This is a genomic window from Bradyrhizobium sp. UFLA05-109, from assembly GCF_054185165.1.
On sequence record NZ_JBBIAR010000096.1, the window covers coordinates 17971 to 30984 of the forward strand.

At 62.8% G+C, this 13014-nt stretch carries 18 protein-coding genes; 11 read left to right on the forward strand and 7 right to left on the reverse strand.

Annotation, left to right across the window (positions count from 1 at the left end):
* The first annotated feature begins 22 nt into the window (after window positions 1-22).
* The gene (locus Q3C01_RS40990) at window positions 23-574 is read left to right on the forward strand and encodes a hypothetical protein (protein WP_458151022.1); all 552 of its coding nucleotides are present in this window, start codon (window positions 23-25) and stop codon (window positions 572-574) included.
* A gap of 93 nt (window positions 575-667) precedes the next feature.
* Window positions 668-1333, forward strand: a complete 666-nt coding sequence (locus tag Q3C01_RS40995; protein ID WP_458151023.1) for a DsbA family oxidoreductase — start codon at window positions 668-670, stop codon at window positions 1331-1333.
* 2 nt (window positions 1334-1335) lie between these two features.
* Here the strand turns inward: Q3C01_RS40995 and Q3C01_RS41000 are convergent, their stop codons facing one another.
* The 3 genes from Q3C01_RS41000 to Q3C01_RS41010 all read right to left on the reverse strand — a co-directional run bounded on the left by Q3C01_RS41000 (window position 1336) and on the right by Q3C01_RS41010 (window position 3657).
* On the reverse strand, window positions 1336-2526 hold the full coding sequence (locus Q3C01_RS41000; protein WP_458151037.1) for a GNAT family N-acetyltransferase: 1191 nt from the start codon (window positions 2524-2526) through the stop codon (window positions 1336-1338).
* A gap of 259 nt (window positions 2527-2785) precedes the next feature.
* Window positions 2786-3112 carry a hypothetical protein gene (locus Q3C01_RS41005; protein ID WP_458151024.1) on the reverse strand — a complete coding sequence of 109 codons (327 nt, stop codon included), beginning with the start codon at window positions 3110-3112 and terminating at the stop codon, window positions 2786-2788.
* A gap of 140 nt (window positions 3113-3252) precedes the next feature.
* Window positions 3253-3657 (reverse strand): hypothetical protein, encoded by a 405-nt coding sequence (locus tag Q3C01_RS41010; protein WP_458151025.1) that lies wholly within the window; start codon window positions 3655-3657, stop codon window positions 3253-3255.
* Window positions 3658-3813: 156 nt separating this feature from the next.
* Here Q3C01_RS41010 and Q3C01_RS41015 point away from each other — a divergent pair, with 156 nt between their 5' ends.
* Window positions 3814-4044, forward strand: a complete 231-nt coding sequence (locus Q3C01_RS41015; RefSeq protein WP_458151026.1) for a hypothetical protein — start codon at window positions 3814-3816, stop codon at window positions 4042-4044.
* A gap of 57 nt (window positions 4045-4101) precedes the next feature.
* Window positions 4102-6087: a pyrroloquinoline quinone-dependent dehydrogenase gene (locus Q3C01_RS41020; RefSeq protein WP_458151038.1), complete on the forward strand. Its 1986-nt coding sequence runs from the start codon at window positions 4102-4104 to the stop codon at window positions 6085-6087.
* A 51-nt stretch (window positions 6088-6138) separates the two neighbouring features.
* Here Q3C01_RS41020 and Q3C01_RS41025 read toward each other — a convergent pair whose 3' ends face one another.
* Entirely contained in the window at window positions 6139-6381 is a 243-nt protein-coding gene (locus Q3C01_RS41025; protein WP_458151027.1) for a PilZ domain-containing protein, read from the reverse strand.
* Between the two features lie 198 nt (window positions 6382-6579).
* Here Q3C01_RS41025 and Q3C01_RS41030 point away from each other — a divergent pair, with 198 nt between their 5' ends.
* On the forward strand, window positions 6580-6873 hold the full coding sequence (locus Q3C01_RS41030) for an HdeA/HdeB family chaperone (protein WP_458151028.1): 294 nt from the start codon (window positions 6580-6582) through the stop codon (window positions 6871-6873).
* Between the two features lies 1 nt (window position 6874).
* Here Q3C01_RS41030 and Q3C01_RS41035 read toward each other — a convergent pair whose 3' ends face one another.
* Window positions 6875-7339, reverse strand: coding sequence for a PaaI family thioesterase (locus Q3C01_RS41035; RefSeq protein ID WP_458151029.1), 465 nt, complete (start codon window positions 7337-7339; stop codon window positions 6875-6877).
* 353 nt (window positions 7340-7692) lie between these two features.
* On the opposite strand from Q3C01_RS41035, the gene Q3C01_RS41040 reads away from it, so the two are divergent.
* From Q3C01_RS41040 to Q3C01_RS41050, 3 genes are all read left to right on the forward strand, one after another.
* Window positions 7693-7986, forward strand: a complete 294-nt coding sequence (locus tag Q3C01_RS41040) for a lysozyme inhibitor LprI family protein (protein ID WP_458151030.1) — start codon at window positions 7693-7695, stop codon at window positions 7984-7986.
* Window positions 7987-8066: 80 nt separating this feature from the next.
* The gene (locus Q3C01_RS41045; protein WP_458151031.1) at window positions 8067-8297 is read left to right on the forward strand and encodes a hypothetical protein; all 231 of its coding nucleotides are present in this window, start codon (window positions 8067-8069) and stop codon (window positions 8295-8297) included.
* Between the two features lie 102 nt (window positions 8298-8399).
* The gene (locus tag Q3C01_RS41050; protein WP_458151032.1) at window positions 8400-8750 is read left to right on the forward strand and encodes a hypothetical protein; all 351 of its coding nucleotides are present in this window, start codon (window positions 8400-8402) and stop codon (window positions 8748-8750) included.
* Between the two features lie 18 nt (window positions 8751-8768).
* On the opposite strand, the gene Q3C01_RS41055 is transcribed toward Q3C01_RS41050, so the two are convergent.
* Window positions 8769-9002, reverse strand: a complete 234-nt coding sequence (locus tag Q3C01_RS41055) for a DUF6894 family protein (RefSeq protein WP_458151033.1) — start codon at window positions 9000-9002, stop codon at window positions 8769-8771.
* Between the two features lie 188 nt (window positions 9003-9190).
* On the reverse strand, window positions 9191-9379 hold the full coding sequence (locus Q3C01_RS41060) for a hypothetical protein (RefSeq protein ID WP_458151034.1): 189 nt from the start codon (window positions 9377-9379) through the stop codon (window positions 9191-9193).
* A gap of 280 nt (window positions 9380-9659) precedes the next feature.
* Here Q3C01_RS41060 and Q3C01_RS41065 point away from each other — a divergent pair, with 280 nt between their 5' ends.
* The 3 genes from Q3C01_RS41065 (at window position 9660) to Q3C01_RS41075 (ending at window position 12975) form a co-directional block, all read left to right on the forward strand.
* Window positions 9660-9830: a hypothetical protein gene (locus tag Q3C01_RS41065; RefSeq protein ID WP_458151035.1), complete on the forward strand. Its 171-nt coding sequence runs from the start codon at window positions 9660-9662 to the stop codon at window positions 9828-9830.
* Between the two features lie 1695 nt (window positions 9831-11525).
* Complete coding sequence (gene recA / locus Q3C01_RS41070; protein ID WP_027527840.1) at window positions 11526-12614, forward strand: recombinase RecA; 1089 nt, start codon at window positions 11526-11528, stop codon at window positions 12612-12614.
* 100 nt (window positions 12615-12714) lie between these two features.
* Window positions 12715-12975 (forward strand): hypothetical protein, encoded by a 261-nt coding sequence (locus Q3C01_RS41075; protein ID WP_458151036.1) that lies wholly within the window; start codon window positions 12715-12717, stop codon window positions 12973-12975.
* The last annotated feature ends 39 nt before the right edge of the window (window positions 12976-13014 follow it).

Sequence of the window (13014 nt, forward strand, 5' to 3'; positions counted from 1 at the left end):
CCGGATGTAGGCTCGCCAGGCCATGCTGACACCTGCCAACGCCGTGACAACGTACATCCTTGCCAAGGACGGAAATCGCCCGTTCCTGATGCGGAAAGCGTTCGCCGAAAATGCCGAGCTCGAAATGGTCGTCAAGACCGACGCGATCAGCTTTCCAAGTTCGGCTCGAGGCGTTGCGTCTCTGGAGGACATCTTGGTGCGCCGATTCGGCGTTGACTACGAAAACATCTTCACCTTTTGTCTTGCGGAGCCACCCGCCACCGAATGCGTGAATTTCTCTTGTCACTGGCTCGTAGGAATGTCCGGGAAAGGCAATGGTCCTGTGCGTATCGGCTGCGGTCGATACGACTGGCGTTTCGGCAGCCAGGGTCGCGTTGAAAAGCTCATCATTACAATCGACGTGATGAAGGTGCTCCCACCGGACAGCCTTTCACCCGCCATGGTTTGGCTATCTGCACTCTCATATCCATGGTGCAGCGCGGACGAAGCCTTGCAGCGGATACCGGCGCTTGATCTGCTCGCCGAGATCAGGAGTTATTTGTTGCAGATCCCCCCGATCTTGCCGGCGCCATAGTATTGGGGCCGTGCGACAAAGAATGGCTTCGCTGCTTGTTTTGCGATGCGTTCGGCTTATTTTGGACCGGTCAGACCAGTCCGGGAGTCTCCCATGAGCACGCTCAAGCCGCTTCAGATCGATGTCGTCTCCGACGTGGTGTGCCCCTGGTGCTATATCGGCAAGCGCCGGATCGAGAATGCGCTCGCGCTGGTGCCGGACGTGCCGGTCGAGCTCAACTTCCGCCCGTACTTCCTCAATCCCTGGGTGCCACGCGAGGGCATCAGCCGCGAGGAATATCTGACCAAGAAGTTCGGCTCGGTCGAGGCCTATAAGGGCATCGCCGGCCGCGTCGTCGCAGCCGCGGGCGAGGAGGGCCTGACCTATCGGCCCGATCTCGTGCAGCGCCAGCCCAATACCACGGACTGTCATCGCCTGATCCACTGGGCGGAGGCTGCCGGCAAGGCGCCCGAGATGAAGCAGCGGCTGATGGAGCTCTATTTCCGCGACGGCGGGGATCTCACTGATGTGAACGTGCTGGTGCAGGCGGCGGCCGATGTCGGGCTGAATGCCGACGACGTGCGGCGGCGGCTTGCGACGGACGAGGACGTCGAGCTGATCTCGGCGCAGGCGCAGGACGCTGCCGAGAAGGGCATCTCCGGCGTCCCGACCTATGTCTTCGCGCAGAAATACGCCGTCTCCGGCGCGCAGGATCCGAACCTGCTCGCCCGCGCCATCCGCCAGGTGTCGGAGGAAATCAACGCACAGGCGGCGGAGTAGCGTTACTTGCGGAGCAGGTGAAGCGCTCGCCGCGCGGCTTCCAGCGCGGCATTGCGCGCGATCAGCGCTGCATGGATCAATGTCACCACCGGATCATTCCCCCGCAACGGAATCAGCACATCGCCAATGGCAAAGCGGCCGCGCCAGATCGGGTCGATCATGGGGTGGTCGGCGCTTGCGGTGGAGTCGGCACTGGCGATGGCTGGATCGGCGCAGAGATGGCGCGTCAGGTCGACGGTGAGCTGCACGCCCGGCGAATATTTCGCAAAGCGCGCGTCGATGCCCAGCTTGAAGAAGAAGGCGCGATCGCGGTGGCGCAGCACGACGCCACCGGCAACCGGCGTTTCCCCGGCGCGCAGGCTGATGATCTCGCATTGGCTGGTCTCGGCGAGCGCGGGCGCGGCGCGGCGAATGAAGGCGGCATCGCCGGCGTGCTGGATCAGCGCTGTGCCGCGCCTGCCTTTCCAGCCGCTGGCCTCGAGCTGCAGGAATGTTTCGAGCGCTGTTTTGACCTCGTCGGGCGTGCGCGCAACGTGGAACGAGACCGGGCCATGCTCTTCGAGTCGGTGCCGCTGGCGCCGAAGCTCCTTGAGCTTCTTTGCCCCAAGCGCTTCGCGCAGCAGCGTATCGCCATCCTGCGTCGCATCGAGACTGGCGCGCATGTACGAGCTCAGCACGCGCGGCTTCAAACCGTCGCGGGTCAAGATTGCAGTCAGTGATCTCATCGCTGCGCCGTCGAGTGCGAGGTGGCGCAGGATCAAGGCGTGGGTGCCGGCATCGCGTGCCTGATCGAGCAGCCGCGCTGCGGCTTCGCTCGCCGTGTCACGATCAAGCAATGGGCTGCACAGCGTGCCATAAGGATGCGCGCTCACCATCCCGGGCAGGGGGATGTTCCAGGCGCGCCATAGCGAGACGACCGGCATCAGGCCGATCAGTTGTGCCGATGCGTTGACCGCGCACAGCGCCATTGCGCCGGTGCGGCCGCGGGCCGTCGCGCTGACGGCGAGCGTCCAGGGCGGCAGGTAATAGCCGTTCGGTTCGATCGCCTGCGCGCTGAGTGCCTGCCATTGCCCCAAGTCAACCGACGCAAGCGGGACGAGCGGTGCGGTGTCGGAGAGGTTACGGGCACGCAGAACCGTGGCATCGCTTGCCGATGCGCCCTTGATCGCAGCTCGATGTGCGATATCGACCACGTCCCGCATTTCCTCGCTCACGCCGGCCGGGCCGAAGCCCGAACCGCGTCTGCTCATGCTTAGCGCAAAGATTGGAAGATACCGTTGGCGCAAGCCGTCAATTCGAGCGGTAGCGTTAACGTCCCGTTGACCATCCGGCGGCACGCCGCCGGATGTCGCCCTGTTACCGGTCGACCGGCGCCATCATCACCAATGACGCAAAAACGAAAAAGGACCGGACGACGGCGTCGTCCGGTCCTTCCGATTTCACGCGTTGGAACTAGTAGCGATCCTCGCCGACCCCCACGCTGACGCCGGGCGCGTGAATGTCGACGCCGGCGCGCGGTCTATCGTAGTCGCGATAGGTGCGGCGCTCATAGTAGCGGTCGCGCGGCATATAGTTGTAGGAATCGCGATCGCGGATGATCACCCGCGCGCCGTTGTGGGTACGATAGCAGCGACCGGTGTCGTCACAGACGAGGCGCACCTGCTGCACGAGATCGGGATTGGTGTATTCGCTGGTCGTGTAGATGTCGGCAGCCTTCGCGGCTCCCGTCGCGGCCAGTGCGCCGACGCTTGCCAGCAGCGCAATCATCGTTGTCCTCATCAGTCCTCTCCGTGGCAACTGCCCTCGGGGTGACAAGAATGGGCGCACGCATTCGTTCCGGGCGCTTTTGCGGGTTTTTCCCTCACATGACCGGTGTTCCGGGGAACATGATGACATTGCGCGGTAAACGATGGTGTTCCCTAGATCGGCTCGTAGGTTTCGGATCCGCAGATGTCGTCGGCCTCGGCGCGCCGCCGGTCGACGACCTTCCCGCCGCTGATGGTCACGACGTAGGTCTGGGTACCAAGCCCGGTGCCGGTCGCCGATGTGAGCTGCGCCCGGACGCAGGACGTCCAGCCCAGCCCGCGGACCTCGTGATGGGGCGGGGCGACCTGCACCTCGCGCGGATATGACGCCGCCATGAAGACGACGTCGAGCTGCTCACGAACGATTTTCTTGACGTCGGGTGGCGGTTCGGGAGGTGGCTGCTCGGCGTCCTTCATGCGCATGAATTCGGGCACCGGCGCGCGGCTGTCGGCAAAGCCGCACGCGCCGACCGCCAGCGCGGCGGCGAGCAGTGCCGCTTGAGCAACAATCCGTAACATCCGCGAAGATCCCCTGCGTCCCGACAGATGGGTACGAAGACGGCCGATCGAAGTCCCCCTCAATCAAAAATTGCTGAGCGGGACCGAAGCGTCGCGGGGCCTTGCCAATAGGCCAATGCAGGTTAGGCTGAAACGCCAGGTGGGAGGGATTGACGCATGAGATTTTTTGTCGTCGCGGTGACCGTGCTCGCATTCGTTGCCGCGCCTGCGCAGGCCCAGATGGGCGGCCGGCGCCACGGCAATGATGGCGCCAAGACCGACAAGAAGGCTCCCGAGGTCGACGAGAAGGCCTACAAGGCAGCCCTCGAGCGCATTCCCGATCCCAAGGAGAAGTACGACCCGTGGGGCGGGGCGCGCCAGACCGAGCCTGCCAAGAAGCCGAAATAGCGCCGGGCGAGCCCCATGATCCGCCTGCGTCATCTGGTCGGCCTCTTCGCTGTCCTGATGCTTGGGCTGGGTCCGGCCTCCGGCTGGGAGTTTTGGGGCGGCGATGCCGGCGGTCAAAGATACTCCGCACTGAAGCAGATCACGCCCGACAATGTCGGCAATCTCGTTCGCGCCTTCGAATATCACACTGGCGATCTCGTGGCGCGTCCGAGCGAGGTGATGAAGAGAACGAAGTTCGAGGCGACGCCGCTGTTCGTCGAGGACAGCCTGATCTTCTGCTCGCCCTTCAACGAGGTGATCGCGCTCGATCCCGGCACAGGCGCCGAGAAGTGGCGCTATGATCCGAAGATCAGGACCGATTATCGTCCCGCAAACCGCTTCGTCTGTCGCGGTGTAACCTATTGGGTCGATGATCAGGCGCCCTCGAATGCTGCGTGCCGCGCCCGCATCTTCATGGGCACCAACGATGTCCGACTGATCGCGCTCGATGCGAAGACCGGAATTCCCTGTGCCGGTTTTGGCGACAAGGGCGAGGTCAGGATCGACGTCGGCATGAAGCTGGAATGGCCCGGCGAATTCCAGATCACCTCGCCGCCTGCGGTCGGGCGTGGCGTCGTCGTGGTTGGCTCTGCGATCGGCGACAACCGGCGCGTCAACGCGCCGGCGGGTACGGTGCGCGCGTTCGACGCGCGCAGCGGCCAGCCGCGCTGGAGCTTTGAGCCTCTGAAGCACGACGGCATCGAAGCCGGCCACGCCAACGTCTGGGCGCCGATGTCGGTGGACGAGGCGCGCGGACTGGTGTTCCTGCCGACCACCTCGCCGTCGCCGGATTTCTGGGGCGGCAAGCGGCCCGGCAACAATGAGCACGCCAATTCGGTGGTTGCCCTGCGCATCGAGACCGGCGAACTCGCATGGTCGTTCCAGGCCGTGCATCACGATCTCTGGGATTACGATCTGCCGGCGCAGCCGACGCTCGCGCGCATCGACACCGGCGAAGGCCAGCGCGACGTCGTGATCCAACCGACCAAGCACGGCTTCGTGTTCGTGCTTGACCGCGACAGCGGCAAGCCGGTGTGGCCGGTCGAGGAGCGCAGCGTTCCGCAAAGCGCGGCTGAGGGCGAAAAGCTGTCGCCGACGCAGCCGTTCCCGACCCATGTGCCGGCGCTGACGCAGCAGACCATTTCGGCGGACGATACCTTCTCGCTGATTCCCGGCATGGGCTCCGCCTGCAAAGAGCAGTTCGCGGCGGCACGCAACGAGGGCCTGTTCACGCCGCCCTCGACACAGGGCACGCTGGAGTTTCCGTTCACCGGCGGCGGCGTGAACTGGGGCAGCGCGGCGTTCGATCCCGTCAACCAGATCCTCTATGCCAACACCAGCCGGGTTGCGCATCTCATCAAGCTGATCCCGCGTGCGGACGCAGCCGGCTTCAATCCGCCGCCTGGCCATGATTTCGGTCAGCAGCAGGGCGCGCCGTTCGCGATGTCGCGTTCGGTGGTGATGTCGCCAATGGGGCTGATCTGCGTCAAACCGCCATGGGGCGAGATGGTCGCGGTCGACCTCAAGGCCGGCAAGATCCTCTGGCGCTCCACGGTCGGCACCACCGAGGATCTCGCGCCGCTCGGCCTGCCATTTGCGTGGGGGACGCCGCTCGTCAACGGCGTCGCGATCACGGCGGGCGGTCTCGTCTTCACCGGTGCGATGGACGCCTACTTGCGCGCCTTCGATGCGAAAAGCGGACGCGAGTTGTGGCAGGGCCGGCTGCCCGTGCCCGGCGTTGCCAATCCCATGACCTATCTCTGGAAGGGCGAGCAATATGTCGCGATCGGCGCCGGCGGCCATTCGGAAGGCGGCACGTCGATCGGCGACAGCGTGGTCGCGTTCCGCCTGGCGCGGGAAGGGGAGTCGCCCTCGCTGATGTCGCGCACGCTCGATCGTCCCGGCGGCCGGTTCTGGGCCGCGCTCGTCGTGCTGATGCTCGTGGTGATCGCACTCGTCATCGCTGGCTTTCGCTGGCGCATGAGTCGCCGCAGGGCCGTCTAACCCCAGGCGCGAAAGACGCGTTTTGCGAACCGCGGTTCACAGCCTCGCGCGTTAGTGTTCGAAGGCGAGACCGAGGCGTTTGTCGTTGCGCCACACGGTGCGGCACTTGTGCACGAAGTGATCGCTGGAGATCGACAGAGTAAACGATGGCGGCAGCAAAACGCCGCCGTCGAGGTCGATTGCAGCGCCTCCGCTCGACAAATTCCGCACCGTGCACGCAACGCCGCGGCTTTCAAAGGTGATCGTCGCACCCTTGAAAACCCGATGTCGCTGCGCTGCACGCTTCTCAATCATGTCCGTTATTCCAAACTGAAAGAGCATAAATTACGGCACAGAAATTACATCGAACTAAATTCAATGTACGTCGTGCTTGCCGTGCGCTTAATACTTCGTTTACGACAATGCGCGGCGGGCGCGTGCGTTGCGCACGCGCTTCCCACGGCCTCGCAAAGAGGCTGATCAATTGTGGCGTCCCCGCCAATGGAGATATTGATGAAGACCACGATTTCGATTTTGTTCGCTGCCGCCGTCACGCTGTCGTCGGCTCCCGTCAACGCCACCAAGCTTGATCTATCGACCATGAGCTGCAAGCAGTTCCTCGAGAGCGGCGACGACACCATCAAGCTGGTGCTGACCTGGATGGACGGCTGGTACAAGGGTGACGAGGACAACGCGATCATCGACACCGACGTGTTCGTCGACAATGCCAAGAAGTTCGGCACCTATTGCGGCAACAACCCGACGGTCAGCATCGTCACCGCAGCCGACGAAGTGCTGGGCAAGTAAATTAACCCGGCAGCATCGCAAAGGCGCTCGAGACCATCGCCACCGGCTTGTTGTCGGTGGCGGACAACAGCGTGACACGACCGAAGCTCATGGTGCGTCCGAGCCGCACCACCTTCGCATCCGCCAGAACGTCCGACGATGAGACCGCGCGCATGAAGTGCGTGGTCTGGTCGACGGTCGTCATCGGCCGGTAGCCGCGGTTGGCGGCGAGGATCGCGATTACCATTGAGGTGTCGGCGAGCGCCATCAGGGCCTGGCCGCAGACCACGCCGCCGCTGCGGCACAGCCGCTCCGAGAAGGCCATGCGCAGCACTGCGCCTGGCTGCCAGTCCGTATCGTTCGGCGGCGGTTCGTGGTCGATGCGCTCGACCGACAGACCCAGGTCCTGAACCCAGGGCGCGAACACGTCGCCCAGCACGCGTCTCGCCTCCTCGATTCCGAATTCGGTCGTTGGCTGCACTGGCATGAATTCCGTTTCCCCCTTGTTGCCCGATGTTTCGGCCATTCTGCCCGGTATGGCACGGCAAAGTCACCTCGTCCCGGGCGCTTCTGCCTTGGCTTGAAAATGCCCGACTTCGCCCCCTATGATGCCGCGCTTGGGAACAGGGTGGACGATGTTGCGGCGATTTGTCTTGGTGTTTTGCTTGGGCCTGGTCGGCCTGGCGCTGGGCGGGTGCACCAAATGCGGCCCGATCTGGGACGACTGGCTGCAATCGCCAAAATCCTGCAAATCGGACCGCTTCTAGCGGGTCGCGCGGGCATGCTGCGTTACGGCTGACGACGCGCCGGTTCGACGTCGATGATCAATGGAGTGACGTGATGAAGGTTTTCCGTATGGCGGCGCTGCTGGCTGTGCTCGCCGGCCCGGCCTACGCGCAAAATGCGATGCCTCACATCAATATGATGCAGGATGGACCGGGCAAGACAGACGATGAGAAAGCGGCCGATGCCGAGCGCGACCAGCGTTACAAGGAGACGCTGAAGAAGATCCCGGACTCCAAGGCCGCGAACGATCCCTGGGGCGGGATGCGCGCCGATGCCCCTAAGGCCGCCCCCGCGCCAAAGACCTCTGCTGCGGCCAAGAAGACCAAGACCGCTCCGACTGCCAACTGACCGCCCCGGTCGGCCGGACTCCTCTTCGTTCCCCGATCTCCTATATTCGAGGGGGGGCGTAGGGCTGAAGGAGTAGCGGCATGGTGTTTCGTCCGCGGGATCTTGCAGACCGGATGGCGCGCCGGCGCAAGGCGGACGACGGCTATTTGCGCGAGACCTTCACATTGCCGCGCGAGGCGGCGAGGGCGAAGGCTCAGGCCTTCTTCGCTCGCTATCCCAAGGCCGGCTATATGAGCGAGGTCGAAAGCTGGCGCGAACTGCCTGGCGGCGACATCGAGTTCACGATGCGCCGCCTGCCGAGCGCGGACTAGGGTCGCTTCGAAGCGATCTTCGGCTTGCAGCAACTTTGAGTCTGTTTCGGAAACCCCATTCAAAGCATTGCGGTTTAGAGTCTCCTTTTCCAGGGGAGAGCGATGGCCCGGCACCGCAAAGATCTCGGCGCACGCAGACATGTGCGGGTCGATCTCTACAGGCCCGGATTTCTGATTCCCGCGCCCGATGCGCCATGGATCGAATGCACGATCGTCGATGTCTCCGACGACGGCGTGTCTCTCGACGTCGGTGCGCTGCCGGTGCCGAAAGTGTTCGGCCTGTCGTTCACGACCGGCGGCGAGGTAATCCGGATCTGCATCCTGACCTGGCGCAATGGCGAGCGCGTCGGGGCGCGCTTCATTCGTGCCAGGGATCTGCGGCGGAAGCGCCAGCGCGAAGCGGCCAGGGAGGCGGCCGGGAAGATGGAGGGCAGGGCGGCCGGACGTGGCTAGGCGCGCGCCAGCTGCGCTCTAATCAAAGGACTCCGCGACGATTCTAATCCGGAAGACGGGTTGCTTGGCCTCGTCCAGAAGCTCCATGTGCCATTCGGAGTTCTCCTGCAATTTGCGGGCGATGCCGGCGGCCATGTCGGCGCAGACATGGGTCATTTCCTTCCAGGCTGCATCGCGGTCGGGAAATTCGCTGGCCTGCTCCGATGAGCCCGAATAGCGCCCGTTCCGGATCCGGAAGAAGTAGAGCGGCATGGCTGGCACCGATCGCGTGATGGCCGAGCCCCCAGGCCATGAGGCGCGCAGTGGAATCCCAAACCGCAGGCAGATCAACTCCGGAACTTTACGGGATTCATGAGCAGCAAAACTGGGTGGCCAATGCGTATTGCTGCGCACCCAACGGGGTACGGCGCTGTCTAGCTGACAAAGTCCTCGCGACCGGCTCAAGCCGTCTTGCGATCGATGGCCTTCAGCTCGCGGTCGATACGCAGCTGCACGCGGCGGATGGCAAGCAGATCGATCTTGGTCTCGGTCTTGCCGGTCTTGACCATTTCACCGATGCGGAATTGCCACTGCCAGACGCCTTGTATCGCCGTCTTGGCCACGGTGAACTCAATGCCCCTGTGATTCATGGCCTACCTCCACGATTCACCTACGGTTAACGTAACATGTTGAACGTCCTAATATTCTGCCCCCTATCCGTCGAATTTGCCGCTAAGCCATAGATAATGCAACGAAATCCTTGATCTATACGTGAGCGAAACAAACGAAGACGTCATCGAAACACGTTCCTGCATTATGGTGCAGCGCAAATTTCGGCTGGGCCGTGGGGAACCAGTCGGCTGACCGCGCATTGGCTCGGCAAGGATTCATCCAGAGCCATTCAGCTCAAACCCGGCGCGTTCGGATTCCATGAAGCTGATCGTCGACTTCCTCAAGCGGGTTTGGCAGCGCGCCCGGCCCGAGACAGACGGCTACAACCTGCGCGCAAGCGAGGGCGGCGACCGTTCGAGCATGGCAGATTTCGTCCGCATCCTTCAGATGCACGACCGGGAGGGCGGGCGAAGCAACTATCCGAGCTGACCGGGGCTGCCGCCGGTCGCGGCAGTGGGCAGGAACTTTGTTCATGGCCGGAGAACCACGGGTTCCACCAGCGACATGTCCGCGAACGATACGCGCCGTGAGCGCGATATGCAGCGTGAGTGCGCAGCGCGGTGTGACCGTCTTGCGAAAGGCCGTGCGGTTCGGATCAAACCGACACGGGTGAAGACAGAGCTTGCTTGCGAGTGGTGCGCAAGGCGAGCGTGATCATCTTCTGGCGCTTCGCGGTACAGTCATTTCGGATTCGGCGCAATCCAGTCCGACACCCCAATATCATCGCGTTAGGATGGGACAGCGAACAAAAAAGCCCCGCCAGGGGAGAGCCGGGCGGGGCAGAAGGTTATTGGAGGCTGAGGTGCTGGGCTGCAACACCGTAGCCACGCCAAGTTAACCCCTGCAGCTTACAGGGAGCTTACATGCAAGCGGGCGACCGGCTGTTCAAGGTCGGGTTGCGAATAGGTCGCTTTGCCATCTCAAGCACGAATCCCGTCCCAATTCCGACACCCACTCGCAGAAATTACGACACAGCGATTGAGGAGACTCAGGGTGTTCGGCGACGCCATGGGGGAACGTGGCCCGCCGATCAGGGGTGGCATATGGATAACGTAGAGCGATCATTCGCCGCCGCGACGGCGATGGGTTTTGTTGTGCTGGTCGTGGGGCTCATTCTGTTGGCCGTGCTGTAGGCCGGCATGCGCGGAGAGTAGAGGCCGCCAGGCGGGGTGGCCTTGCTCGCTTCATGGTCCAAGACGCTTCATGGTCCAAGACGCTTCACGGCACAAGACTGTGGACGGCGGCGATGAGGACGGCCGCAACGACCGTGAGCGATACTGCAACGGCCATGCCCTTTGCTAGCTCGTTCAGTCCCGACCTTGGATCGAAAGTCCGGCAGCGGCAATCTTGAAGACAAGCGAAGGCATCTTTTCCACCGCTCCCCGGTCGGCGTCCGCCGGTGATAAACGGTTTAAGGGGTTGTCGAAATCAACTCGGTGTCACCGGGGGGCACGGTACGGCCCGGCTACTTTGCATGGGGTTGTTTTAAGGATCTTGGCGAGATCCCTGTCATGAAATGAAAGAGGCCGCCAACCGAGGCGGCCTCAACTTGGAATTTAAACGGCCCCAATGGGGGGCCGCCAACCCGCTTGATGGGGTTTTCCTCCAGCAGTCGGGGGGGCACCTTTCGGCTGGGGGCCCCAAACCGACGCGCCGCCACGCAGATTGTTCCCAAAACCAATAGGCTTACCCCATTCGGGCTAGGCGGGGAGCGCCTGGATCATCAGAGACAGGAACAGAACTGGCCGAATGCTGGCAATCGGGAACAGCGGTCATGAACAGAGCTTGGCTCGTTAATAACGAATTCGGACACTCAGAACTGCGAGTTTCGCCGGCGGGGCACCGACGTTCGCAAAGTGTTCTCTGGGACCTAGATATACCCACAACCGCCTAGTCTGTTTGAGGCATGAACAGAGCTGGGCGACCTTGCGGCGGTCGCGAACAAATTAGGACAACGCGAAATTCAGCTTAGGACACTAGGGGTTAAAATACGAACGGCAGTCTGGAGCGCAAAAGAACATATTGCGAACCCGGAACAAACAGTGTACGTTGCTTTTTATCGCCGGCCCGCTTCGCCAACCGTTTGTCCCTCTCGCGAATCCCCGTCATAAGGAGCACGACCAGATGTCCGCCACTGCACTGCGTATCGTCGAAGGATCTTCCATGGACAAGAGTAAAGCCCTGGCTGCCGCGCTCTCTCAGATCGAGCGCCAGTTCGGCAAGGGTTCGGTGATGAAGCTCGGCAAGAGCGACCGTTCGATGGACATCGAGGCGGTGTCTTCCGGCTCGCTCGGGCTCGATATCGCGCTCGGCATCGGTGGCCTGCCCAAGGGGCGCATCGTCGAGATCTACGGGCCGGAATCCTCGGGCAAGACCACGCTGGCGCTGCACACGGTGGCGGAAGCGCAGAAGAAGGGCGGCATCTGCGCCTTCATCGATGCGGAGCACGCGCTCGATCCGGTCTATGCGCGCAAGCTGGGGGTCAACATCGACGACCTCCTGATTTCGCAGCCGGACACCGGCGAGCAGGCGCTGGAGATCTGCGATACGCTGGTGCGTTCGGGCGCTGTGGACGTGATGGTGATCGATTCGGTCGCGGCGCTCGTGCCGAAGGCCGAGCTCGAAGGCGAGATGGGGGAATCGCTGCCAGGTCTCCAGGCGCGGTTGATGAGCCAGGCGCTGCGCAAGCTGACGGCCTCCATCAACAAGTCCAACACGATGGTGATCTTCATCAACCAGATTCGCATGAAGATCGGCGTGATGTACGGCTCGCCGGAAACCACGACCGGCGGCAACGCGCTGAAGTTCTACGCTTCGGTCCGCCTCGACATCCGCCGCATCGGCGCGATCAAGGAGCGTGACGAGGTCGTCGGCAATACCACGCGCGTGAAGGTGGTGAAGAACAAGCTGGCACCGCCCTTCAAGCAGGTCGAATTCGACATCATGTACGGCGAGGGCGTGTCGAAGATGGGCGAGATCCTCGATCTCGGCGTCAAGGCCGGCATCGTCGAAAAGTCCGGCGCCTGGTTCTCCTATGACAGCCAGCGCCTCGGCCAGGGCCGCGAGAACTCCAAGGCGTTCCTGAAGGCTAACCCCGATGTCACCGCCAAGATCGAAACCGCGATCCGCCAGAATTCTGGCTTGATCGCCGAGCAGATTTTGGCCGGCAATCCCGAGCGCGACGCCGACGGCGAGGAGCCGACGGAGGAGTAGGGGCTTAACACCAGTCAAGTTTCGCGAGGAGCGGGCGCTGAGGACGTTGAGTTGCCGACGTCTTCGGCGCCCGTTTCGTTTTGCGTGGGGAGTTGGGGGCATGAAGCGTCTGATCCTGACGAGTTCGTCCGGCTTTGCGCTCGCAAAATCGGCGCTGGCCGAAATCGTCGTGATGTTCTCTTTTCGCTTCCAGTGGGGACCCGTGCCTCCACCTGAAATGCTTGTTGCTTATTTTGCGGCGCGCGTTCGGGGACACTTCCACCGGGTGATCATTGGTCGGATTGGGGGATCCGCTGGCCGCGCGCCATCCGGGACCGCAAAGATCTATCCCTTGTCGATTTTTGCGAACCGTACGACGTGATCGAACTCTGGTTCGATCCCAGTCCCGAGGATCAATTGC

Bases quoted from the DNA above. Each gene is read 5' to 3' on its own strand.
- Q3C01_RS41015 (WP_458151026.1), top strand. From the start codon at position 3,814: ATGAGATTTTTTGTCGTCGCGGTGACCGTGCTCGCATTCGTTGCCGCG.
- Q3C01_RS41055 (WP_458151033.1), bottom strand. From the start codon at position 9,002: ATGCCGCTCTACTTCTTCCGGATCCGGAACGGGCGCTATTCGGGCTCA.
- Q3C01_RS41050 (WP_458151032.1), top strand. From the start codon at position 8,400: ATGGCCCGGCACCGCAAAGATCTCGGCGCACGCAGACATGTGCGGGTC.
- Q3C01_RS41065 (WP_458151035.1), top strand. From the start codon at position 9,660: ATGAAGCTGATCGTCGACTTCCTCAAGCGGGTTTGGCAGCGCGCCCGG.
- Q3C01_RS41040 (WP_458151030.1), top strand. From the start codon at position 7,693: ATGAAGGTTTTCCGTATGGCGGCGCTGCTGGCTGTGCTCGCCGGCCCG.
- Q3C01_RS40990 (WP_458151022.1), top strand. From the start codon at position 23: ATGCTGACACCTGCCAACGCCGTGACAACGTACATCCTTGCCAAGGAC.
- Q3C01_RS40995 (WP_458151023.1), top strand. From the start codon at position 668: ATGAGCACGCTCAAGCCGCTTCAGATCGATGTCGTCTCCGACGTGGTG.
- Q3C01_RS41060 (WP_458151034.1), bottom strand. From the start codon at position 9,379: ATGAATCACAGGGGCATTGAGTTCACCGTGGCCAAGACGGCGATACAA.
- Q3C01_RS41025 (WP_458151027.1), bottom strand. From the start codon at position 6,381: ATGATTGAGAAGCGTGCAGCGCAGCGACATCGGGTTTTCAAGGGTGCG.
- Q3C01_RS41045 (WP_458151031.1), top strand. From the start codon at position 8,067: ATGGTGTTTCGTCCGCGGGATCTTGCAGACCGGATGGCGCGCCGGCGC.
- Q3C01_RS41010 (WP_458151025.1), bottom strand. From the start codon at position 3,657: ATGTTACGGATTGTTGCTCAAGCGGCACTGCTCGCCGCCGCGCTGGCG.
- Q3C01_RS41035 (WP_458151029.1), bottom strand. From the start codon at position 7,339: ATGCCAGTGCAGCCAACGACCGAATTCGGAATCGAGGAGGCGAGACGC.
- recA (WP_027527840.1), top strand. From the start codon at position 11,526: ATGTCCGCCACTGCACTGCGTATCGTCGAAGGATCTTCCATGGACAAG.
- Q3C01_RS41020 (WP_458151038.1), top strand. From the start codon at position 4,102: ATGCTTGGGCTGGGTCCGGCCTCCGGCTGGGAGTTTTGGGGCGGCGAT.
- Q3C01_RS41075 (WP_458151036.1), top strand. From the start codon at position 12,715: ATGAAGCGTCTGATCCTGACGAGTTCGTCCGGCTTTGCGCTCGCAAAA.
- Q3C01_RS41005 (WP_458151024.1), bottom strand. From the start codon at position 3,112: ATGAGGACAACGATGATTGCGCTGCTGGCAAGCGTCGGCGCACTGGCC.
- Q3C01_RS41030 (WP_458151028.1), top strand. From the start codon at position 6,580: ATGAAGACCACGATTTCGATTTTGTTCGCTGCCGCCGTCACGCTGTCG.